The 21,878-nt window shown below is 58.6% G+C and carries 20 protein-coding genes and 1 pseudogene; 7 read left to right on the top strand and 14 right to left on the bottom strand.

Going from position 1 to position 21,878, the window contains the following annotated elements; all coding sequences use genetic code 11:
- Nucleotide 1: 1 nt before the first annotated feature.
- The 3 genes from kdpF to AT6N2_RS20290 form a co-directional block, all read right to left on the bottom strand.
- Nucleotides 2-91, bottom strand: coding sequence for a K(+)-transporting ATPase subunit F (gene kdpF / locus AT6N2_RS20300; protein WP_063950325.1), 90 nt, complete (start codon nucleotides 89-91; stop codon nucleotides 2-4).
- Between the two features lie 330 nt (nucleotides 92-421).
- Nucleotides 422-1,357 carry an asparaginase gene (locus tag AT6N2_RS20295; protein WP_209091056.1) on the bottom strand — a complete coding sequence of 312 codons (936 nt, stop codon included), beginning with the start codon at nucleotides 1,355-1,357 and terminating at the stop codon, nucleotides 422-424.
- Entirely contained in the window at nucleotides 1,357-2,814 is a 1,458-nt protein-coding gene (locus tag AT6N2_RS20290; protein ID WP_144576715.1) for an amino acid permease, read from the bottom strand. Before AT6N2_RS20290 ends, AT6N2_RS20295 begins: the two co-directional genes overlap by 1 nt.
- Nucleotides 2,815-3,058: 244 nt before the next feature.
- On the opposite strand from AT6N2_RS20290, the gene AT6N2_RS20285 reads away from it, so the two are divergent.
- On the top strand, nucleotides 3,059-4,513 hold the full coding sequence (locus AT6N2_RS20285; protein WP_209091055.1) for an aspartate ammonia-lyase: 1,455 nt from the start codon (nucleotides 3,059-3,061) through the stop codon (nucleotides 4,511-4,513).
- Here AT6N2_RS20285 and AT6N2_RS20280 read toward each other — a convergent pair.
- The 4 genes and pseudogenes from AT6N2_RS20280 to AT6N2_RS20265 form a co-directional block, all read right to left on the bottom strand.
- Nucleotides 4,482-5,198 carry a FadR/GntR family transcriptional regulator gene (locus tag AT6N2_RS20280; protein WP_063950321.1) on the bottom strand — a complete coding sequence of 239 codons (717 nt, stop codon included), beginning with the start codon at nucleotides 5,196-5,198 and terminating at the stop codon, nucleotides 4,482-4,484. The two genes, AT6N2_RS20285 and AT6N2_RS20280, sit on opposite strands and share 32 nt — an antisense overlap.
- 192 nt (nucleotides 5,199-5,390) lie before the next feature.
- Nucleotides 5,391-8,461: pseudogene (locus AT6N2_RS20275) on the bottom strand (efflux RND transporter permease subunit).
- Complete coding sequence (locus tag AT6N2_RS20270; RefSeq protein WP_209091053.1) at nucleotides 8,458-9,543, bottom strand: efflux RND transporter periplasmic adaptor subunit; 1,086 nt, start codon at nucleotides 9,541-9,543, stop codon at nucleotides 8,458-8,460. Before AT6N2_RS20270 ends, AT6N2_RS20275 begins: the two are co-directional and overlap by 4 nt.
- A complete protein-coding gene (locus tag AT6N2_RS20265) occupies nucleotides 9,543-10,619 on the bottom strand; it encodes an efflux RND transporter periplasmic adaptor subunit (protein WP_209091051.1) in 1,077 nt (358 codons plus the stop codon). Before AT6N2_RS20265 ends, AT6N2_RS20270 begins: the two co-directional genes overlap by 1 nt.
- A 294-nt stretch (nucleotides 10,620-10,913) precedes the next feature.
- Between AT6N2_RS20265 and AT6N2_RS20260 the strand changes: the two genes are divergently transcribed.
- Nucleotides 10,914-11,528: a TetR/AcrR family transcriptional regulator gene (locus AT6N2_RS20260; RefSeq protein WP_063950317.1), complete on the top strand. Its 615-nt coding sequence runs from the start codon at nucleotides 10,914-10,916 to the stop codon at nucleotides 11,526-11,528.
- Between the two features lie 40 nt (nucleotides 11,529-11,568).
- Here the strand turns inward: AT6N2_RS20260 and rutF are convergent, their stop codons facing one another.
- The 7 genes from rutF to AT6N2_RS20225 all read right to left on the bottom strand — a co-directional run bounded on the left by rutF (nucleotide 11,569) and on the right by AT6N2_RS20225 (nucleotide 16,841).
- Nucleotides 11,569-12,093: an NADH-dependent FMN reductase RutF gene (gene rutF, locus AT6N2_RS20255; RefSeq protein WP_063950316.1), complete on the bottom strand. Its 525-nt coding sequence runs from the start codon at nucleotides 12,091-12,093 to the stop codon at nucleotides 11,569-11,571.
- Between the two features lie 26 nt (nucleotides 12,094-12,119).
- Complete coding sequence (locus AT6N2_RS20250) at nucleotides 12,120-12,710, bottom strand: malonic semialdehyde reductase (RefSeq protein ID WP_063950315.1); 591 nt, start codon at nucleotides 12,708-12,710, stop codon at nucleotides 12,120-12,122.
- 17 nt (nucleotides 12,711-12,727) lie between these two features.
- On the bottom strand, nucleotides 12,728-13,519 hold the full coding sequence (gene rutD / locus AT6N2_RS20245) for a pyrimidine utilization protein D (protein WP_209091049.1): 792 nt from the start codon (nucleotides 13,517-13,519) through the stop codon (nucleotides 12,728-12,730).
- A gap of 12 nt (nucleotides 13,520-13,531) precedes the next feature.
- Nucleotides 13,532-13,918 carry a pyrimidine utilization protein C gene (gene rutC, locus AT6N2_RS20240; protein ID WP_111792390.1) on the bottom strand — a complete coding sequence of 129 codons (387 nt, stop codon included), beginning with the start codon at nucleotides 13,916-13,918 and terminating at the stop codon, nucleotides 13,532-13,534.
- Nucleotides 13,919-13,941: 23 nt separating this feature from the next.
- A complete protein-coding gene (gene rutB, locus AT6N2_RS20235) occupies nucleotides 13,942-14,682 on the bottom strand; it encodes a pyrimidine utilization protein B (protein WP_209091047.1) in 741 nt (246 codons plus the stop codon).
- The gene (gene rutA, locus AT6N2_RS20230; RefSeq protein WP_144576723.1) at nucleotides 14,679-15,770 is read right to left on the bottom strand and encodes a pyrimidine utilization protein A; all 1,092 of its coding nucleotides are present in this window, start codon (nucleotides 15,768-15,770) and stop codon (nucleotides 14,679-14,681) included. Before rutA ends, rutB begins: the two co-directional genes overlap by 4 nt.
- A 459-nt stretch (nucleotides 15,771-16,229) precedes the next feature.
- Nucleotides 16,230-16,841, bottom strand: coding sequence for a biliverdin-producing heme oxygenase (locus tag AT6N2_RS20225; protein ID WP_209091045.1), 612 nt, complete (start codon nucleotides 16,839-16,841; stop codon nucleotides 16,230-16,232).
- 295 nt (nucleotides 16,842-17,136) lie between these two features.
- Here AT6N2_RS20225 and AT6N2_RS20220 point away from each other — a divergent pair, with 295 nt between their 5' ends.
- From AT6N2_RS20220 to AT6N2_RS20200, 5 genes are read left to right on the top strand one after another with little or no spacing between them, the layout of a single operon-like run.
- Nucleotides 17,137-18,021 carry a dihydrodipicolinate synthase family protein gene (locus AT6N2_RS20220; RefSeq protein WP_209091044.1) on the top strand — a complete coding sequence of 295 codons (885 nt, stop codon included), beginning with the start codon at nucleotides 17,137-17,139 and terminating at the stop codon, nucleotides 18,019-18,021.
- A gap of 20 nt (nucleotides 18,022-18,041) precedes the next feature.
- Nucleotides 18,042-18,698: a GntR family transcriptional regulator gene (locus AT6N2_RS20215; RefSeq protein WP_063950308.1), complete on the top strand. Its 657-nt coding sequence runs from the start codon at nucleotides 18,042-18,044 to the stop codon at nucleotides 18,696-18,698.
- 52 nt (nucleotides 18,699-18,750) lie between these two features.
- Nucleotides 18,751-20,079 (top strand): ABC transporter substrate-binding protein, encoded by a 1,329-nt coding sequence (locus tag AT6N2_RS20210; protein ID WP_209091043.1) that lies wholly within the window; start codon nucleotides 18,751-18,753, stop codon nucleotides 20,077-20,079.
- Nucleotides 20,079-21,017 carry a carbohydrate ABC transporter permease gene (locus tag AT6N2_RS20205; protein ID WP_209091042.1) on the top strand — a complete coding sequence of 313 codons (939 nt, stop codon included), beginning with the start codon at nucleotides 20,079-20,081 and terminating at the stop codon, nucleotides 21,015-21,017. Before AT6N2_RS20210 ends, AT6N2_RS20205 begins: the two co-directional genes overlap by 1 nt.
- A gap of 14 nt (nucleotides 21,018-21,031) precedes the next feature.
- Complete coding sequence (locus AT6N2_RS20200; RefSeq protein ID WP_170985582.1) at nucleotides 21,032-21,853, top strand: carbohydrate ABC transporter permease; 822 nt, start codon at nucleotides 21,032-21,034, stop codon at nucleotides 21,851-21,853.
- Nucleotides 21,854-21,878: the final 25 nt, after the last annotated feature.

Here is a 21,878-nt window from a genome sequence, read left to right as displayed (position 1 = left end):
ATCAGAAGCGCTCGGGGCGAATGAGAGCGTAGGTGAGATAGGCGGCGATAAAGACCGTGACGGCGCCGCTCAGGATATAATCGAGGGTCATCGCAGCCTCCGTCTAAAGCCGGTCACAGGCGCGCGTATAGGCAAAGCAGATGGCGAAAAACACCGTGGCTGCGCCGACAAGAACAAGATCCATCATCGATGGGACTCCTTTTTATTCGAGGAGCCGGACAGGAAGAAAAGCGCCGTCATGTGGGACGTCGCTTTTCAATCTTTCTGGCTGGAAAGGGAACACCATCCCTTCCCGCACAGAAGATGCACCCGAACCGCATAAAGGTTCGAGACGGCCGCAAAGGGAATAAAATAGGAATCCTATAGGAATTTTCGAAGCCGGCCGGAGCGAGCAACGGGCCACGTCTTTACGAAAGAGCGGTCACGCGAAAGCGGAAACAATGTCCTCTGGCGCACTTTCGCTTGCCATCAACGCCGCGAGCAGAATACGGGCCTGTCCCGGCCGAAGCGTGGACGAATGCACGGCACCCGCCGCGACGAGATCGTGGCCGCCGCCGCCGCCGCCATAACTCGCGACCAGCAGGCCTTCAGGGACACGGCTGGAAACCACGACCGGAACACCGCGATCTGCGCAGCGCTTCACCGCTTCAGCAATAAGCGGATTGGCGTTGCCGGAACCGAGGGCGGCGAGAACGATGCCCTTTGCGCCGGCCTGTAGGCTCGCATCGATGTGGGTGGCGTCACAGCCGGGATGGATGGCGACAATATGGACGCGTTGGCTGGCAACGGAGGCGGTAAGATGGAGCGCCCCATCGGTAACCAGCGGCCGGGCGGAGCGGAAGGCGTCCGCAGCGTCAGCGCTCAACTTATAAAGTCCCCACGCCGGCAACGAGCGACCACCAAAAGAAAGAAGCACACCCTTCGTGGCGTTCTGTTCATCGAGCGCCATCTCTATGGCGCGGCCGAGGTTCGCCGGTCCGTCGGCCTCATCATGGTCTGCGGTAAACTGCGCGCCGGTGAAGACGACAGGCTTGGTGAGGACATGTTGCAGATGCACAAGCAGGGACGTTTCCTCCATGGCATCGGTTCCATGCAGAACGACGACACCCGCCACGGCGGGATCGTCAAGTTCGGCACCGACCGCATCGCTGATGCACTGCATGTCGGTCAGTGTCAGGCTGGAGGAATCCTTTGCCATCAGATCGATCGGCTTCAGCCGGGCGTTGACCTGCGGCACAAGCGCCAGCAGATCGTCACCGGAGAGGCTGGGCGTGCTGGCGCCATCGGCGCCTCGCCTGCTCGCAATGGTACCACCGGTGGCGATCACCGCCACCAGTGGAATTGATCCCTGCCCCATCAATGCGACGCTCCTGTGCCTGCCTGTTCGCCTGCAAGACGGTGGATGCGATCCCGCAGGAGGTACCAGCCGATCACCAGTGCAGGAATGATGACAATCAGCGAGGCGATGGTCCAAGAGCCGACAGGATAATCAAACGCCATCAGCACAAGGACACCAAAAAGGAAGATGAGCGTGAGGATGCCGGTATAGGGCGCGCCGAACATGCGGAAATCCGGACGCGCAAGCTCGCCACGCTGCGACAGTTGCCAGAGCTTCAGCTGGCAAAGCACGATGACCGCCCAGGCGCAGATAATGCCGAGCGCTGACAGGTTGAGTGCGATTTCAAACGCGGCAGAGGGAACAACGGCGTTGAGCGCGACGCCGAATACGGTAACGACGGCCGTGACCGCGATGCCACCATAAGGCACGCCATTCTTGTTCATCTTCGCCAGCGCTGCCGGGGCCGAGCCGGAAACCGCCATGGAGTGGAGGATGCGACCGGTGGAATAGAGCCCGGCATTGAGCGAGGAGAGAACCGCAGTCAGAACAACGAGGTTCATGATGACATCGGCACCCTGCACGCCGATGGAGCCGAAGAAGGTCACGAACGGACTCTCGCCAGCCTTGTAGGCCGTGTAGGGCAGGAGCAGCGTGAACAACAGCACCGAGCCGACATAAAACACGACGAGACGCAGGACGACGGCGCGGATGGCGCGCGGCATGACCTTGCGCGGGTCCTCGGTTTCGCCTGCTGCCGTGCCGATCAACTCGATCGAGGCATAAGCAAAGACCACACCCTGGATGATGACGAAGGCAGGAAGAATACCGTTCGGGAAGAAGCCGCCATTGTCAGTAATGAGGCTGAAGCCGGTAACGTGGCCTTCGATAGGCGTGCCAAAAATGACGAAATAAACGCCGACGACGAGGAAGATCGCCAGCGCCAGCACCTTGATCAGGCTAAACCAGAACTCCAGTTCCCCGAAGACCTTCACCGACAGCATGTTCATCGCCAGCACGACGACCAGCGCCGTCATCGCGAATACCCACTGATCGATGCCCGCAAGCCACGGTACGTATTGCTTGAAGAAATTCATGTAGAGCGCGACGGCGGTGACATCGGCCACCGAGGTCATCGCCCAGTTCAGCCAATACATCCAGCCGGCCGCAAAGGCCATCTTCTCGCCGTAGAACTCGCGTGCATATGAAACAAAGGAACCGGAGCTCGGGCGGTGCATGATAAGCTCGCCAAGCGCACGCAGCACCAGAAACGCGAAGAAGCCGCAGAGCGCATAAACGAAAACCAGCGCCGGACCGGCCTGTGCGAGACGTCCACCCGCGCCCAGAAAAAGGCCCGTTCCGATGGCGCCGCCGATGGCGATCATCTGAATCTGGCGCGGCTTCAGGGCTTTATGGTAACCGAGGTCCTCTTCAACGAAGACCTCACGTTCGGCGGGCGCCGTTTTTCCAGAATGCATGGATTTATCCTCCCGATAAAATGCTTGTAATCGGCAATAAGCCGGAAATCAAAGTGGAACTGGCGTCGTCCCCAATGCTGGAAATGCGGCCAGCGAATGCGTGCAATCAGTAAAGCTGCATGACAGATTTTTGACCTCATAATTGCATGTCATGGCTTTCGTCAAGAGCGACGGACGATGTTGACCTTCCCCCTCCCTGGGAATATGGTGGATTAATCTGTATGACAGCTTTACAGATTTTGCAATGCTTAAGCCAGTGGAGGACATTGTGAGCGTGACGCGCAAGGAGCATGATTTGCTCGGGCCGAAAGAAATTCCTGCAGAAGTCTATTGGGGCGTGCACACGGCGCGTGCCGTGGAAAACTTCAAGATCACCGGGGTAACCATTGGCCACAATCCTTATCTCGTCAGGGGATTGGCCTATGTGAAGGAGGCGGCCGCACGCGCAAATCACGAACTAGGCCTGCTGGACAAGGAGCGCATGGAAGCGATCGCCGAAGCCTGCCGCGAAATTCGCGCGGGCGCTCTTCACGAGCAATTCGTTGTGGATGAAATCCAGGGCGGCGCCGGCACCTCCACCAACATGAACGCCAATGAGGTCATCGCCAACCGCGCACTCGAACTGCTTGGGCACGAGAAGGGCGATTATACTCATCTGCATCCAAACGATCACGTCAATCTCAGTCAGTCCACCAACGATGCCTATCCGACAGCCGTCAATGTCGGCCTGATCGAGTCAATCGACGACCTCGCCGCCTCGATGGGCGTGCTGAAGGAGGCGTTCGACCGCAAGGCGCAGGAATTTGCCGGCTTCATCAAGATCGGCCGCACCCAATTGCAGGACGCGGTGCCGATGACGCTCGGTCAGGAATTCCGGACCTTCGTTGTGATGCTGGGAGAGGATCAGGCACGCCTCATCGAATCGGCAGCCCTTCTACACGAGATCAATCTTGGCGCCACGGCCATCGGTACCGGGCTCAACGCACCGCGCGGTTATGCCGAGCTTGCCTGCCGCCATCTGGCGGAACTGACCGGGCGGCCGCTGGTGACGGCTGCCGACCTCATCGAAGCCACCCAGGACCCCGGCGCCTTCGTGCACCTTTCCGGCGTGCTGAAACGCGTCGCGGTCAAGCTCTCCAAAACCTGCAACGACCTTCGCCTGCTTTCGTCAGGCCCGCGCGCCGGGATTGGCGAAATCACCCTTCCCTCCGTTCAGGCGGGCTCCAGCATCATGCCGGGCAAGATCAATCCGGTCATTCCCGAAGTGGTGAACCAGGTGGCCTATGCCGTCATCGGCAACGACATCACCATCACGATGGCGGCGGAAGCGGGACAGCTGCAACTGAATGCTTTTGAACCCATCATGGTGCGCGCGCTATCCCAGAGCATCAGCCAACTCAGCGCCGCCTGCCGTACGCTGGCAGAAAAATGCGTAGACGGCATTGTCGCCAATCCGGCAATCATGGCGCAGCGCGTGGAGGAATCGATCGGTCTCGCCACGGCGCTCAACCCGCTGATCGGTTATTATGCGGCAACCGATGTCGCCAAGGAGGCCCTTGCGAGTGGTCGCACCGTGCCGCAGGTGGTTCTGGAGCGTGGCTATCTCACGGAGGCGCAGTTGCAGCAGGCGCTGAGCCCGCGACACCTTGCCAACCTGCCAACGCTGGTCACGGCTGGCGAAGCCGATCTTCGCCAATGATGGTGGTCACAACCTGCTTCACCTGACCAAGGTGGAGTTCCATTGCCTCCCGCGCCTCGGGCGCTGAACCCCGCCGGATTGCCTCGACAATCCGGCGGTGCTCGAAATTCGAAGCGACGCGGCGACCGGCCATCAGGTTCACCATTCCCGATTGTTGGGCGACGGCTTCGCGGGCATCCGACACCACCTTCGCAAAGAGACGGTTGGCAGAGGCTTCCGCGATGGCACAGTGAAACTGGCCGTCCAGCAGCACCCAGGGATGCGGCCTCTCCTCGGTTTCCATGCGGCTACAGAGATCGAGCAAGACCTGCAATTGCGCATCCGTGCGCCTCAAGGCCGCCCAACCTGCCGCCGGGACTTCGATGAACGGGCGCGCTTCAATGAGATCGCGCGCGGAATAAGCGCCGTAATTCAATTCCGAGGGTGGCGCCAGCGTCATGACGTAGGTGCCGCTGCCGGTGCGCGTTTGCGTCAGGCCCAGCGTCTGGAGAGATCGCAATGCCTCACGGATGATCGGACGGCTGACGCCATAGCGCGTTGCGAGATGGGCTTCCGAGGGCAGGCGCGTGCCGACCCCAAGCTGGCCAGACGTGATGGCGGAACGGATATCTTCGAAGACCGCTTCTGCGGCGTTCTTGCGGTTGATCGGCTGCGCGTCTGCAAGCCAATCCGTCAATCCGCCCATATAAACATCCTCCACATTCTCGATATGTCCGCACCATTACGCCAGCGAGACGGTCCAAACGGGAAAGGTCGGCTGCCGCTCTCGCTGCTAAGCCGACCTTCCTATCATTATCCGGCCTGCCGGAACAACGAGGGTTGATATTTTTGTTGGGGCGAGCGCCGGTGCATCACCGCCCCCAAACCAGAGGCGAAATTATGCCGTGACTTTAGATGCCTCCGGTTTGTCATCTTCACGCGGGATCCGGAACCACGCGACATAGAGCGCCGGAAGGAAGAGCAGCGTCAGCGCCGTGCCCACCACAATCCCGCCCATCATCGCATAGGCCATCGGCCCCCAGAAGATTTCCCGCGATATGGGAATGAGCGCAAGCGTTGCCGCTGCCGCCGTCAACATGATTGGCCGCATGCGGTGCTCGGTCGCTTCGATGACGGCATGCCATGCCGAGACGCCCTCGCTCCTCAAATGCTCGATCTGCACCACTAGAATGACCGAGTTGCGAATGAGGATGCCGATCAACGCCAAGACCCCGAGAATGGCAACGAAGCCCATCGGCGCATTGGAGACGAGCAACGCCACCACAACGCCGATCAATGCCGTGGGCGCGACGGCGAAGACGAGGAACAGGCGGCTGAAGCTCTGAAGCTGAACCATCAGGATTGTCGCCATCGCAAACAGCATCAAAGGCACCACGGCAACGATCGGAGCCTGCGAATCCGCGCTGGACTCCACCGAGCCGCCGATTTCGAGCTTGTAACCGACGGGAAGTGTCTTTTCGAACGCCTCGAGCTTTGGCTTCAACTGTTCCACGATCGTGGCGGGTTGTGTCGGGCCAATAATGGCTGCCTTGACGGTAACGGTCGGAATCCTGTCGCGACGCCAGATGGTCGGCTGCTCCAGCTCATAGCGGAAGTTTGCAATTGCGGAGAGTGGTACTGCCTTTCCATTGGTCGCCGGCAGCTGCAGGTTCTGCAACGTCTCGATCGAACCGCGCTCCGCCAGCTGCGCGCGCGCCACGACGTTCACGAGATAGATGTCATCCCTGACCTGGGTGACGGTGGAGCCCTCGACAATGCTGTTCATGGCATTGGCGATATCTTCCGAGGAAACACCGAGCTGGCGGGCTTTGTCCTGGATGACATCAACCTTCACCACACGCGTCGGCTCGTTCCAATCCATCACGAGATTGGAAAGCAACTGGTGGTCTCCGACGATGCCGGACAATTGCTGGCCAAGTTCGCGGACCTTCTGAATATCAGGACCGCTCAGCCGATATTGAACCGGTTTCCCGACGGGGGCCCGATATCAAGCAATTTCACGAAGGCATCCGTACCGGCAAATGTCCGGTTGAGATACTCCTGCAGGTCCGCGCGGACCTTGTCGCGCACATCCAACCCCTTGGTAACGATCACCGTCTGACCGAAGGTCACGTCAGGGGTCTGAACGTCGAAGGACAAGATAAAGCGCGGGGCGCCTTCGCCGACATAGGTTGTCCAATGGTCGACATCAGGGTTGTTGGCGAGCATGTCCTGCTCGAACTTCGCCATCTGGCGGTTGGTTTCCGCAATCGAACTGTTCTGCGGCAGGTTCCAGTCGACGATCAGTTCGACGCGGTCGGATGAGGGGAAAAACTGTTGCTGGACCAAACTCATGCCCGCGATGGAAAGACCAAACAGTGCGATGGTCATGATGATCGTGACCCAGCGCCAGCGCAGCGCCCTACCAAGAAGCCATGAAAAAGCAGAAGCGAAGCGACCTTTCTTTTCATGGTGGGATTTCATTGTCTTCGGAAGGATTGTCACGCCGAGAAGCGGCGTGAAGAGAACCGCGACGATCCACGACACGATGAGCGAAACGGCAATCACCACGAACAGCGTGAAGGTGAATTCACCCGCGGCGCTATTGTTGAGGCCGACGGGAATAAAGCCCGCGACAGTGACCAGCGTTCCCGTCAGCATCGGAAAAGCGGTCGACGTGTAAACGTAGGTTGCGGCTTTCCTGAGATCGTCTCCGACCTCCAGCCGCGCCACCATCATCTCGACGGCGATCATCGCGTCATCAACAAGCAGACCAAGCGCGATGATGAGTGCACCAAGCGAAATACGTTGCAGCGAAATGCCCGTGTATTCCATGTAGACAAAGGTAATGGCCAGCACGAGTGGAATGGAGACGGCAACCACCATGCCGGCCCTGAGGCCAAGGCTGATAAAGCTGATGACGAGGACGATGGCGATGGCTTCAAAGAGCGCCGAGGTGAAGCCGGAGACCGCTTCATCGACCACGGCCGGCTGATCGGACACGCGGTGCACGTCGACACCAACAGGCAAATCCGAAACGACGCGCTTCATCTGCGCATCCAGCGCTTCCCCGAAATGGAGAAGGTTCGCGCCGGTCTTCATGCCGATAGCAAGGCCGATTGCCGGCTGGCCGTTGAAGCGGAACAGCGAGGATGGCGGGTCGACATAACCACGCCGGATCGTCGCCACTTCCGTCAGCGGGAAGAAGCGGTTGTTGACCCGCAGATTGATGGAGCGAAGGCTTTCCTCGGAGGTGAATTGCCCGCTCACCCGCAACGCCACACGCTCAGGCCCTGCATTGACGAAGCCGGATTGCGTGACCGCGTTCTGGGATTGCAGCGTGTTGATGATCGACTGCTGGTCGATGCCGAGCGCCGCGATCTGCCGCGTGGAAAATTCCAGATAAATCGCCTCGTCCTGCGCGCCAATGACATCGACCTTACCGATATTGTCGACCGTCAGCACCTTGGCACGGGCATCCTCTACCAGATCACGCAATTGGCGCTGGCCGAGACCGTCGCTGGTGAAGGCATAGATATTGCCATAGACATCGCCGAACCGGTCGTTGAAAAACGGGCCGACCACGCCAGAGGGAAATTCACCCTTGATGTCGCCGATCATATTGCGGACACGCACCCAGGTCGGCTCGACATTCCGCGCCTTGGTTTCTGGCACCAACTCCACAAAGATCGTCGTGCGTCCGGCCATCGTCTGGCTGCGCACATAGTCGAGATTGTCGAGTTCCTCGAGCTTCTTCTCGATTCTGTCGGTGACCTGCTTGGCCACCTCCTCCGCGGAAGCGCCGGGCCATTGCGCGCTGATCACCATGGTTTTGATGGTGAAGTTTGGATCTTCCTCGCGGCCTAGATTGAGGTAGGAGAAAACGCCGGCGAGAACGAAGACCAGCATGAAATACCAGACAAGCGAACGGTGTTCGAGCGCCCAGTCGGAAAGGTTGAATTTCTTCACTGACGGACCTCCTGATCGATCCTGATGGCCTGTCCATCCTTGAGTTTGTGGACGCCGGCGCTGGCGACGCGCTCGCCCGGCTTGATACCGCCGGTGACGCGCACACTTCCACTCTCTGCGGGATCGCCCTCAATCGTGACGGGCCTGAACGTCACTGTCGCCGTATCGACATTGACGATCCAGACGCCCCAGCCGTTGTCGGTTTTCAAAAGGGACGATGAGGGCAGCATGATGCGGGGTTCGGATGCAACAACGACGGAGGCCGTGACCACGGAGCCCAAGCGGAAGGCTGATGGTGCATCCTGAAGGCTGATCTTCGTGCGACGTGTCCTTGTCGCCGTTTCGGCTTCCGGCGCAATTTCGCGCACGACGCCGGTGGTGCGAATTTTTGGATCAAGTTGCAGGGCGACATCGAAGACGGAGCCGATCTCCAGTCGCTGGGCTGCAAATTGTGGAACGTCGACCACCACATCACGCACCTCCGGGCGGGCGATGGTCACGACAGTCTGACCGGCGGAGACGACCTGGCCAATCTCACCTGCCGTTGCCGTGACCACGCCGTCGAATTCAGCACGCAATTGCGCATAACCCAGCTGTTCCTCGGCCTTATCGAGATTGGCCCGGGCCTTGGCGACGGCGGCATTGGCAGTGCGGGTCGCCTGTTCGGCTTCTTCCAACGCCGCTTCCGTGCCGCTTCGGGCTTCGGCCAGCACGCGCTGGCGCTGTTCTGTCGTGACCGCATTGGCGAGTTGCGCTTCCGTATTGGAAAGATCGGATTGAGCACTCTTCACCGCAAGCTCAAGGGCAAGCGGATCGATCGAGGCCACGACATCGCCTTTCTTGACCAGATCGGCGACATCGACGTTGCGGGCGATGATGCGTCCCAGAACACGGAAACCGAGATTTGTCTGGATGCGCGGTTCAACCGTACCGGTCAGCCGCAGCGCATCCGCTGGCTTCTCTTCCACGACGACGGAAAGTACCGGACGCGGTGGCTCAGCGGCGGCTTCCTGCTGTTCCTGGCAGGAGGAAACGGCAATTACCACGGCTCCCACAAACAAGCTTTTGTATATCCTGAACATTATTGTGCTTGCCCCTTTTCATAGGCGACCTTTTCACCGGCGCGGAGGAACTTCGTCCCAACGGTTACGACGAGATCGCCGGGATTAAGCCCCTCAGCGACAACAAACTGGCCGGTCTCGTAATCGGCGACCTCAACACGCCGCATATCCACCTCCTGCGACCGCAGATCGACCACCCAGACGGCTGGAGAACCCTCTTGCGACGTCATCGCAGACCATGGCAGCTCGATCGCGTCGACCTGTTTGAAGCGGAAATGACCGGAGACGGGAGCGCCGAGCGGCATTGTCATGTCACCATTCAGCCCGACCTTGACCCTTATCGTGCCATTGTCGGGATCGATCGTCGGCGAAATCTCCCGCACCGGCGCCGCAATCGTGCGGGCAGGATCCGAGAGAAGACTGACATCGACGAGATTGTTGATATCGCGCTCTAGGAACAGGGATTCATAGACATCGAAAACCGCATCGCGCGGCCCGTCATGCGCCAGCGTGAAGACGAGCTGGGCTGCCTGCGCCACCTGACCCACTTCGACGTTGCGCGCCGTAATCACACCGTCTGCATCGGCTCGAAGCTCAGTATATGACAGCGCATCCCGCGCGGTATCCAACTGCGCCTGTGCAGATCTGACGGCACCCTGCGCCGTGAGCAGAGTTTCCTGGGCCTTGTCCACCGCCGAACGCGATGTCACCTGCGTCTTGAAGAGGCTTTGCTGCCGATCGAAGGCCAATTGAGCCTGAGTCTGCTGCGCCTCGGCAGATTGGAGGTTGGCAAGCGCGACGTCGAGATCAGCCTTTTGTTCCTCAGGATCGATACGGGCCAGCAATTGCCCTGTCTTGACCCTGGTACCGACATCCACAAGCCGCTCGATTATCTTGCCACTGACCCGGAAAGACAGATCCGTCTGAACCCGCGCCCTCACTTCGCCCGTGATAAGGCTGCCGCGATCCACGGGCTTCTTTTCAGCCACTACCACGTCCACCGTGCGCAGTGGTTTTTTGGCAGGCGGCTCTTCGTTGCTGCAGGCCGAGAGGGCGAAAATGCCGCCGAGCGCCGCCGCGATGAGAATGGTTTTCATGGTGACCTCTTGATCTTCGCATCGTCCTATAATATTTGACTAACCGAATAGTCAATGAAATTCTTGTGCCGTAGATCGGTTGTCTGCACACCATCAAACCGGACCTCGGAAGGACTCTCCTGTTCGCCCCGCACACGCCCGCGGGTGCGTCAGCACCCGTCCTTAATGGTGTCGAATGAGCAGCTTGGCAAAAATCCATTCCGGTTTTTACGCCGGTGCTGTAGGCACTGATCTCTCATTTCCGCCAATGCGACGGACAGAAGGGCACGCGCCAAAACATAGGAATCCCCGGCCATGGCAAAAGCAAAACTGACACGCGCTGAACAGAAGATACAACGTCCGTTGCAAATTCTCGATGCCGCATTCGAGGAATTCACCAAAACAGGATTTGCCGCCACGCGGGTGGAGGACATCGCTGAACGCGTGGGTGTCACGAAAGGAACTGTCTACGTCTATTTCGAAACGAAGGAGGCACTCTTCGAGGCCATGGTTCGGCATTCGTCTCAGCCATTCCAGCAGGCCTTCAACGCCTACTCACAAACTTCCGATGACCCTGTCGAAGCGCTTCGACTGCTCTTGGAATTTCTGTTCGACGCGCTTGTCGACAACAAGAAAATGCGGGAGCTGTTCCGCCTGATCCTCGCCGAGGGGGCGAAATTTCCGGACCTCATCGACCAGCATCATGATACGATGATGGAGCCGGTTTTCCAGCGCATCAACGCCATCCTGGAGGATGGCGTGGCAAAAAAAAGATTCAGGGCCAATCCGCCCGAACTCTGCAAGGTCGTGGCGTCGCCTATGGTCGGGACTTTAGTCTTTCGGCTGATATTTAACGACCGGCGTAGCCTCGACAGACAGGCAGTTCTTAATATTCACCTTGAATTGATCATGCGCGGGTTGCTCGCATAGGTCTTGCCTGGTCAAGGCAAGACCCGAACCGATCAGCGCTTCACAGCATGCGATAGCGCCGGTTGAAATACATCAACGCTTCGTCGCCATCGTTGATCTTCATATCAACGACATCACAGATCAGAATATCATGTGTGCCGCCGTCATGGGCCTCGCGGATACGGCAATCGAAAGAGACAAGCGCGTCCTCGAGAACCGGCGCGCCGGTTTCAAGCAAGCCCCAGCTGCCAGCAGCAAAACGTTCCTCCGCCGGCGTCTTGCCGCCGAAAAGCGTGCTCAGCACCTCGTGATGCGCAGCAAGCGTATTGACGCAGACTACCGCGTTAGCTTTTACCACCTTATAAGCGGATGAATTGCGGTTGAGGCAGACGAGAAGCGTGGGCGGATTGTCGGAAACGCTGCAAACGGCAGTCGCGGCAAATCCCGCGCGGCCTGCAGCCCCGTCAGTGGTCACGATATTGACCGCCGCACCAAGCCGCGCCATCGCATTTCTGTAATCCTGGCTGCGCTGCTCTGCAGTCTTCGTCTCCATACCCGCTTCCCTTTCAAGAGACATCATCTGCATCTAACCCATCCTTTCTTAACAGCCTATCAAGCCAGCACGCAGGCATCGTCAAAGGCAAGACGCGGCAGACGCCCAAAAAGCTTCGACGGATCGCCATGGCCAAGATTGATCAGGAAATTGGATTTCCACGTCGTGCCGGCAAAAAACGCCGCATCCACCTTGCCCTTGTCGAAACCGGACATGGCACCAGTGTCCAGCCCCAACGCGCGGGCGGCGAGGATCAGATATCCGGCCTGAAGCGTTGCGTTGCGAAAGGCCGTTTCTTCGGACACCGCAGGGCTGGAGGTAAACCAGGAACGCGCATCCGCATGAGGAAACAGCTCCGGCAGCTTTTCATAAAATTCGCTATCTATCGCTGCGATGACGGTCACGGGAGCCGCCATCGTCTTTTCGAGATTACCGGAAGACAGTGCGGGCCGCAGCTTTTCCTTCGCTGCGGCGCTGCGCACGAAAACGAAACGCGCTGGTGAGCAATTGGCCGACGTCGGTCCCATCTTAACCAGGTCGTAAAGCGCTTTCAGCGTTTCATCGCTGACCGGATCGTCCGTCCAGCCATTGTGGGTGCGTGCTTCGGTAAAAAGTGCTGCGAGTGCTGCATCATCGAGTGCTTTCGTCATCGTGCTTTAAAATCCTGTCAGATTGTCGCGTCGGCGGGCAGAAGGAACTGCAGCAGCCGGGTGTTGAAAAGGTCGGGCTCGGTAATATTGACCGCGTGAGCCCCGAAATCGAAAAGGCAAAGCTCGCTTTGCGGCAAACCGTCGGCAAGACGCAACGAGCGGGTGTAGGGCACCAGAAGATCGTCCTTCGTCGCCACCACCAGCACCGAACTGCCTATCTCGCCAAGCCGTGTGTCCACATCGAAGGCCCGCAGCGCGGCGATACGCCGGAGCACATTTTCCTTGCCCTGAAAATGCACCACGCCATGCGCATCGTCCCGCGCCAGCCGCTCCTGATTGTCCGACATCCACTTCGCTGGATAAAGGAACAGCGGCTGAGCTTTGACAAAAGCCTCGACACCGGATTTCTCCAAAAGCTCGATCCGCACGTCAAAGCAGCGCCCGGAATGCGGATCGGCCTTGCTCCACGCGTTGATAAGCACCAGCCGGTCGATAAGGCCGGGCAGCCGCAGCGCAATATCGAGGCCGATCAGGCCACCGAGGGCATGTCCCATGAAGTGGAATTTTTCGAGGCTCAGGGCCGAGACAATTTCCAGCACATCATCCGCCATGGCGGAAATGCCGCCATCCTCCGGCACCTCGCCGCCGGTCCTGCCGGTGCCGCGATGGTCATAGGTGACCACCCGGAAATGGCCGGAAAGAGCCTCGATCTGCGGTACCCAATAGGCACCCGATCCGCCAAGGCCCGAAGACAGCAGGATAGTGGTTGCCTCGGCATCGGCGCGGCCATGAACCTCGAAATGCATCATCTGCCTTTTCGCCTATTTGCCGATATGGGCGACGGTGGCGATTTCGACCAGCGCATCGGGCTTCACGAGGCCGCACTGGATGCAATATCGCGCCGGTTTATCGCCGGGGAAATATTCCGCATAGACCGCGTTGACGGCCTGATAATTCGCCCAGTCGGTGATGAAGATGTGGTTCATCGTCACGTCTTCCATCGTGCCGCCGGCGGTTTCGATGACCGACTTGATGGTTTCCAGAACATGGCGTGTCTGGGCGCTGGCATCACCCACATGCACGACATTATTGTCCTTGTCGAAGGGCAGCGTGCCGGACACGTAAACCACGCCATCGGCAAGGGTGCCCGGCGAGAAGGGAGCGATGGGTTTGCTAGTACCCGCAGGCACGACGATCTTTTTCGGCATTTCGTTCTCCTCTTATGTTGAAATCAAGCGCTGACAGGTGCGGCCTGCGAAATGACGCCGCAGAAATCATTGACGGTGGCAACCCAGCCGAAAAATTTCTCGACATTATAGACCGTCGCCTGCTGGATATAGTCCGGCCCCAGATGATGCGTGGCATCCTCCAGCATCACCCCGAAATATTCGAGGTGAAAGGCATCACGCAGCGAGCTTTCCACGCAGACATTGGTGGCAATGCCGACAAAGACCAGATTGCGGATGCCACGCGCGCGCAGCACGCTATCCATATTGGTGTTGAAGAAACCGCTGTAACGCGTTTTCGGCACCAGAATATCGCCGGGCTGCGGTTGCAGCTCATCGACAATGGCGTAGTCCCATGTGCCCTTGGCGAGCAGCTGGCCCTGCAGTTCCGGCCTTTTGCGCATGGTCTTCAGCGCATTGGACTTGTGCCAGTTGGGCGAACCCGGCCCGCCCGCCTCGACATAGTCCTTGTCCCAGCCATTCTGGAAGTAGATGACCTGAACGCCTGCCGCCCGCGCCGCATCCAAAGTCTTCTTGATGTTGGCGATGGTCCCCTTCGCCCCTGATATATCGAAACCGGCAAGATCGACGTAACCGCCCTCGGTTGAGTAGGCGTTCTGCATATCGACCACAACAACGGCGGTCTCGCTGGGTTTCAGTGTGATCGGCTCCGGCCTTGCAGGCAGCGTGACGCTTTGCGAGCGAGTTTCCGGGCCCTTGTAACCCGCCACGACGGCTTCGCTCATTCCGCTGCCTCCAGTGCCGCTTGAACATGCGCGCGGCTCTTCATCAGCGGCTGCACATATTTGCCGAATTTCTCGACCCCTTCGAGGAAGTCATCGAAGGTCAGCATCACGCCGCCCGTTCCCGGCACCTCGCTCATTTCATCCAGCATTGCCGCCACTTCCTCATAGGAGCCGATCAAGGTTCCCATATTGATATTGACCGCAGAAACGGGGTTGGACATATGCCGTACATTGGTGTCGGAGCCGGATTTGGTATCGACGGCGCTCTGCAGGCCAAGCCATTTGATCGCGTCCTGATCCGCGCCAGCCTTGTAATGCTCCCACTTCGCCCAGGCATCCTCGGATTTTTCCTCGGCGAGCACCATCGTCAGCACAACGGATTTAACCTCGCGGCCGCTCTTTTCCGTTGCCGCCAGCAGGCGCTCATTAGTGGGCGCAAAGGCCTTCGGCGTATTGACGCCCACGCCAAAGCAGAAGCTGTAATCCGCGAATTTGGCCGAGAACGCCATGCCGGAATTGGAAGAACCGGCGCAGATGAGCTTCACATCACCCTGCGGCACCGGCTTCATGCGGCAATCGTCCATCTGGAAGAACTTGCCCTTGAAATCCGACTGCCCTTCCGTCAGCAGCTCTTTCAGCACAGTCGTATATTCGCCGAGATATTCGTAACGATCGCCGAAATAATCGTCACCCGGCCAAAGCCCCATCTGGCTATATTCCGGCCGCTGCCAGCCGGTGATCAGGTTGATGCCAAAACGGCCACCGGAAATGGAATCGATCGTGGTTGCCATGCGCGCAACGATAGCCGGCGGCATGACCAGCGTGGCGGCGGTGCCGAACAGCTTGATCTTGGAGGTGACGGCGGCCAGCCCCGCCATCAGCGTGAAGGATTCCAGATTGTAATCCCAGAACTCGGTCTTGCCGCCGAAGCCACGCAGCTTGATCATCGACAGCGCAAAGTCGAAACCATATTGCTCGGCCTTCAGCGTGATCGCCTTGTTGAGATCGAAGCTCGGCTTGTATTGCGGCGCGTTTTCGGAAAGAAGCCATCCATTGTTCCCGATCGGGATAAAAACACCAACTTCCATTTTACTGTTCCCTTTTTGACGTCAGGTGTCTCCTGACTTGACAAAAGAGTAGCAGGTTCTGTGCCAGACCAAATAAAATAATTTTATCAAATGGATAAAATTTCGGGGCAGACTGAGCCTTGACCGAAAGGCAAATTTTTTATCATTTGGTAAAAATATTTGCCTGTTTATTCAGCATATATTGAGGACGATACGTCGAAGGTGGGTGACCTTCACGGCAATCGCAGACCGATCTAAAAATTCGAAGGCTCTCCTCCGTTATGCCGGACCCGATCGGGCATCCCGCCACGGCGCGTCTGCGCGGGAAATAGAATCTTTTGCGATCAAGGACTTGATCGCACTGGACCCGGATCAAGTCCGTGGTGACGGCGGTAGGGAGTTAAGACTCAATCAAATGCGCACGCGCGAAGGGGTATTTCTGCGCGATGAGGACAACGGCCGCGCAGCTATGCCAAAACCTCAACCCATCCGCTGCTGGGCATAGGCATGCACTGCCCGGAATGCCGCCTCGGCACCCGCGATAACCCGCTCTTCCTCTTCAACGGTCAGCGAAATTTCGTCCAGTGCGGCAGTGAAAGTGCGCCAGTGCAGGCCGCGTCCTTCCGGTGCGCCGGCCAGATGCCGCGCACCGAATTCTTCAGTCAGGCCAAGCTTGGCCGCATCCTTCAGCAGGAAGGCCGCGCCGAGATTGGAGCCTTCGACCACGTAAAGCCAACCCATGGCCTCCGGCAGATCAAAGGGCGTTTCGGCGGTAAAGCGCGGTGCGGACGCTTCTGGAATGGCAAGACCGAGATCGGCAAGGTCCTGCTCGATCATGGGAAGACGACGCCGGCCCTTGAGGTCTGGAAGCAGGCCGTCAAGTGTTTCATTGGAAAAAAAGACATCGAGATCGCGGTGGAAGAGATATTGTGTTTCGACAAATTTGCCGAAGTTCTCGCCGCTCTCAAACGGCTTTGCCGCCATGATGAAAGCATCCAGATCGCCATGCGCGCCCCGCGTCGCTGCCTTCAGGCGCTTGACGCGGCTCTGCTCGATCGCTGCTACAGGCGCTGCCGGCTCCGCAATGGTCATGATGAAAGTTCCTTTATCCCAATATTCAGATTGCCTGATAAAAATCTTTACTGCGTCAGTCAAATTTTATTTTCGCGCATGCCAGCGCTGCGATGGGCGTCCACTGGCGTCGTGCCGTTGGAGAAGCGCCCGCCCTGGTCCTGTGCAACCCTTCGGCTTCGGCTTGTAATGTTACCTGCCCGACAAGACGCGGATGCTGGCTCGGCAGTTCCAAACAATCATACTGCAATTACCTCTTTACAACTAACATGTCAGTATGTCATCAATTCGTAGTCACCTTGGAGGAGCATCGTAATTGACCCAGAAATTCGGCCTTTCGGCAGCTTTGACCACACCTTTCAAAACCGACGGAACAGTCGATATCGATGCCATGATCGCCCATGCCCGCCGTTGCCTGTCGAACGGCTGCGACAGCGTGACACTCTTTGGCACGACAGGTGAAGGCTGCTCCGTCGGCAGCCGTGAAAGGCAGGCGATACTCTCCGGTTTCATTGCGGCGGGCATCGCACCGTCGCGCATCGTCACCGGCGTTCTGGTCGATTCCATCGAGGATGCGGCCGACCAGTCGGCCGAAGCATTGAGAGCCGGCGCCCGCAACATTCTGCTCGCCCCGCCCTCCTATTTCAAGAATGTCAGTGACGACGGCCTGTTTGCCTGGTTCTCAGCGGTCTTTTCGATGATTGGCAAAGATGCACGCGATATCCTCGTGTACAACATCCCCTCCGTGACCATGGTGACGTTGTCGGTCGAGTTGGTCGGACGGCTGAAGGCGGCGTTTCCGGGCATCGTCACCGGCGTCAAGGATTCCTCCGGCAACTGGAGCCATACCGAACGTTTGCTGAAAGAACACGGTGAGCTCGCCATCTTGATCGGCGATGAGCGCGATCTGGCGAAAGGCGTGCGCCTCGGCGGTCAAGGTGCGATATCAGGCGTTGCGAACTTCCTCACACAGGAAGTGCGGGCCATGGCGGTTGACGGCAAGGACGACCAGCGCATCGTCGATCTAGTTGTGGAACTTCTGAAATTCCCGGTTACACCCGCCGTCAAGGTGCTGGTATCACACACGACAGGGGAAGCGATCTGGTCGGATGTGCGCGCGCCTCTCGTCGCCATTTCGGCTGAAGGCCGGCGGCAGATCGAAGGTGCATTCGACGCGCTGTTTCGCAAACAGGCCGCCTGAACGGAGCTGAAAGGTTGAGCATGGACGATACCGGCGAACAGACATTGCGGGAACGGGCGTATGAGAGCTTTACGCATCACCTTCTCTCGCGTGATGTTCGTCCGGGGCAATTCATCTCGCAGCGCCGCCTTGTGGAGCTGACGGGTCTGCCGCTCGGTGCAATCCGGGAGGCAATTCCGCGGCTGGAGGCGGAAGGTCTGATCAAGACCGTGCCACAGCGGGGATTGCAGGTCGCCCATATCGACATCAACCTCATCCGCGAGGCATTCCAGTTCCGCATCTTCCTCGAAAAGGAAGCCGTGGCGCTGTTCACCCGTTCTGCCTCAGACGCAGCTATTGCCAAACTGTTGAAACAGCACCGTGATGTCGCCGAAGCGGCTGAAAATGGTGGAGAGTCGCCGGAACTGGAGCAGCACGCGCAACAGGTGGACTGGGGCATGCACGATGCTTTCATCGATGCGCTCGGCAATTCGATCATCTCGAATGCCTACCGCGTCAATTCCATCAAGATGCGCCTCATCAACCAGGAGCGCTTTCGCATCGCCGGTCATGTGAAGTCAGTGATGAAAGAACATCTCGCCATTCTCGAAGCCATCGAGAAGCGCTCCGTAGAAGACGCCGTGGAGCGGCTGACCGCCCATATCCGCAACGCAAGGGACAGGGCGCTGGCGGTATAAAATGTAGCAAGCCGGGGTGAGGAGAATTCCGGCACAAGGAGGAGAACTGGACATGACGAATTGGTTGCTCAACCCGACGCGCCGCGGGTTTCTTGCCGGTACGGCCGCGCTTGGCAGCAGCGCGGTGCTTGGCATTCGACCGGCATCGGCGGCGGTGAACTGGAAAAAACACGCCGGCACGACGCTTGAGGTCAACCTCGTCAAAAGCCCGCGCAGCGAAACACTGATTAAATATCTCGGCGAATTCGAAGAACTGACCGGCATCAAGGTCAATGCCGAAGCAACGCCGGAACAGCAGCAGCGTCAGAAGGTGGTCATCGAACTTTCCTCGGGCAAGCCGAGCTTCGATGTGGTGCATCTGAGCTACCACGTGCAGAAGCGCCAGTTCGAAAAGGGCAAGTGGCTGGCCGATATCAGCGGCTTCCTGAAGGACCCTTCGCTGACCGATCCGTCGCTCGTTGAGAAAGACTTTGCCGAGGCCGGGATGCTGTTCGCCAAGGACAGCGACGGCGTGCTGCGTTCGCTGCCCTTCTCGGTGGATTACTGGATCGTCTACTGGAACAAGGAGCTCTTCGAAGCCAAGGGGCTGAAATACCCTGAAACTTTCGAGGAACTGGTAACGGCGGCGGAAAAGATCACCGATCCCTCCACCAACACCTATGGTTTCGTGGCGCGTGGCCTCAAGAACGCCAATACACCCGTATGGACCTCGCTGATGCTCGGCTACGGCGCAAAGCCGATCGTCGATGGCAAGGTCAACACTGAATCCAAGGAGGCGGTTGAAGCGGCAAAGCTCTATCAGCGCCTGATGACGAAAGCCGCCCCTCCCGGCGTTTCCGGCTTCAACTGGGCGGAAGCACAGTCGGCATTCCTGCAGGGCAAGATCGGCATGTGGTTCGATGGCGTCGGTTTTGCGCCGCCGATCGAGAACCCGGAAAAATCCCGTGTCGTCGGCAAGGTCGGTTACGGCGTCATGCCGAAGGGCCCGGCAACCCAGGCAGCGGGCACGTTCGGCGATGGTCTCGGCGTCGTCGAAGCCAGCAGCAAGAAGGAAGCCGCTTACCTCTTCTGCCAATGGGCGATTTCGCATGAAATGGGCGCTCGACTGCTGCAGGCGGGCGCCGGCGTTCCGTTCCGCCAGTCCATCCTCGAAGACCAGAAGGTGCGTGATGGTGTGAAGATGCCGGCCGCCTGGCTGGATGCCGTCGTCGGTTCCGGCAAGGTCTCGCAGCTTGCGCTTCCCGTCATCATTCCGGTGACGGAGTTCCGCGACATCTACGGCGTCGGCCTTACCAACATGATCGGCGGCGCCGACCCCGCGGCGGAACTCAAGAAGGCAACGGAACAATTCACACCCGTTCTGGCGCGTAGCGAGGGATAATGGCCTCCGTGAGCATCGAAAACACCAAGACAGGCGTCAGCCGCAAAGAAGGGAGCAGGCCGGCAAGGCTTGCTCCCAACTACTGGCCCTTCGTCATACCGGCACTTGTCGTCATTTCAGCGGTTATCGTTTTTCCTTGGGTCTTCACCCTCTGGATGAGCGCGCATCGCTGGACGCTCGGGCAGGAGCAGAGCTTTATCGGTTTCGAGAACTACGTCAGGCTCGCCAGCGACGCAAGATTCTGGGAATCGCTGTGGCATACGCTCGTTTATACCGTGCTGTCGGTCGTTGCCCCGCTGTTTCTCGGAACATTGGCGGCGCTGGTTTTCGATGCGCAGTTTCCACTGCGTGGTTTTCTGCGCGGCGTCTTTGTCATGCCGATGATGGCGACCCCGGTCGCCATCGCGCTAGTCTGGACCATGATGTTCCACCCGCAACTCGGCGTTTTGAACTATCTCCTGTCTTTCATCGGCATTGGCCCGCTGGAATGGATCTACAATCAGTCGACGGTCATTCCCTCGCTGGTCCTTGTCGAAACCTGGCAATGGACGCCGCTCGTCATGCTGATCGTGCTCGGCGGTCTCGCCGCCGTTCCGCGCGAACCCTATGAGAGCGCCGAGATCGACGGCGCCAATGCCTGGCAGAAGTTCCGTTATCTCACCATGCCGATGATCGCGCCGTTCCTGATGATCGCCGTCATCATCCGCTCGATCGATGCCGTCAAGAGCTTCGACATCATCTATGCGATGACCCAGGGCGGACCCGGCACCGCATCGGAAACCATCAACATCTACCTCTACAATACGGCCTTTGCCTATTACGACATCGGTTACGGCTCGGCCATGGCCGTCGTCTTCTTCATCATCATCGTGGCGCTTTCCTTCGTGCTTCTGATGGTGCGCCAGCGGTCGCAATGGAACGAGATGGAGGATCGCTGATGTCCGCAAAAATCCTGAAACGTAAAAATCTCGACCGGCTCGGCCTGTTCTTCGTGGCGCTGGTGATGATCTCTCCGGTCATCCTGTTCTTCATCTGGATGATCTCGCTGTCGCTGAAATATGAAATCGACAACGGCGCCTATCCGCCGATCCTCATTCCCGAACGTTTCGCCTGGTCGAACTATGTGAAGGTGTTCGAAGAGAACAATTTCTTCCTCTATTTCTGGAATTCGGTTCTCGTGACAGGGGCTGCCACCATTCTGGCGCTCGTCATCGGCGTGCCTGCCGGCTACGGCATCGCAAGGCTGAAGGCGGAAAAATCCGCCGTCGTCATCATGATCGCCCGCATGACGCCCGGCCTTTCCTTCCTCATTCCGCTGTTCCTGCTGTTCCAATGGCTGAACCTCTTGGGCACGCTCTGGCCGCAAATCATCATCCATCTTGTCGTGACGGTGCCGATCGTCGTCTGGATTATGATCGGTTATTTCGAGACGACGCCGAAGGAGTTGGAAGAGGCCGCAAGCATCGACGGCGCATCTTCCTGGCAGGTGTTCCGGCTGGTGGCGCTGCCGATTGCCAAGCCGGGCATCGTCGTCTCCTTCATCCTCGCGGTCATCTTTTCGTGGAACAACTTCGTCTTCGGCATCGTGCTGGCTAGCCGCGAAACGCGCACCCTGCCGGTCGCGGTCTACAACATGCTCTCCTTCGAACAGGTGAGCTGGGGTCCCCTGGCCGCAGCCGCGTTGATTGTGACGCTGCCAGTGCTGCTGCTGACCATGTTCGCACAGAAACAGATCGTGGCGGGTCTCACCGCCGGCGCCGTCAAGGGCGGCTGAACCATCAAACAAAGAAATACGGGAA

Origin of the sequence: Agrobacterium tumefaciens (genome assembly GCF_017726655.1) — a bacterium.
GTDB lineage: Bacteria > Pseudomonadota > Alphaproteobacteria > Rhizobiales > Rhizobiaceae > Agrobacterium > Agrobacterium tumefaciens_B.
This window is presented reverse-complemented; position numbering and strand designations above follow the sequence as displayed.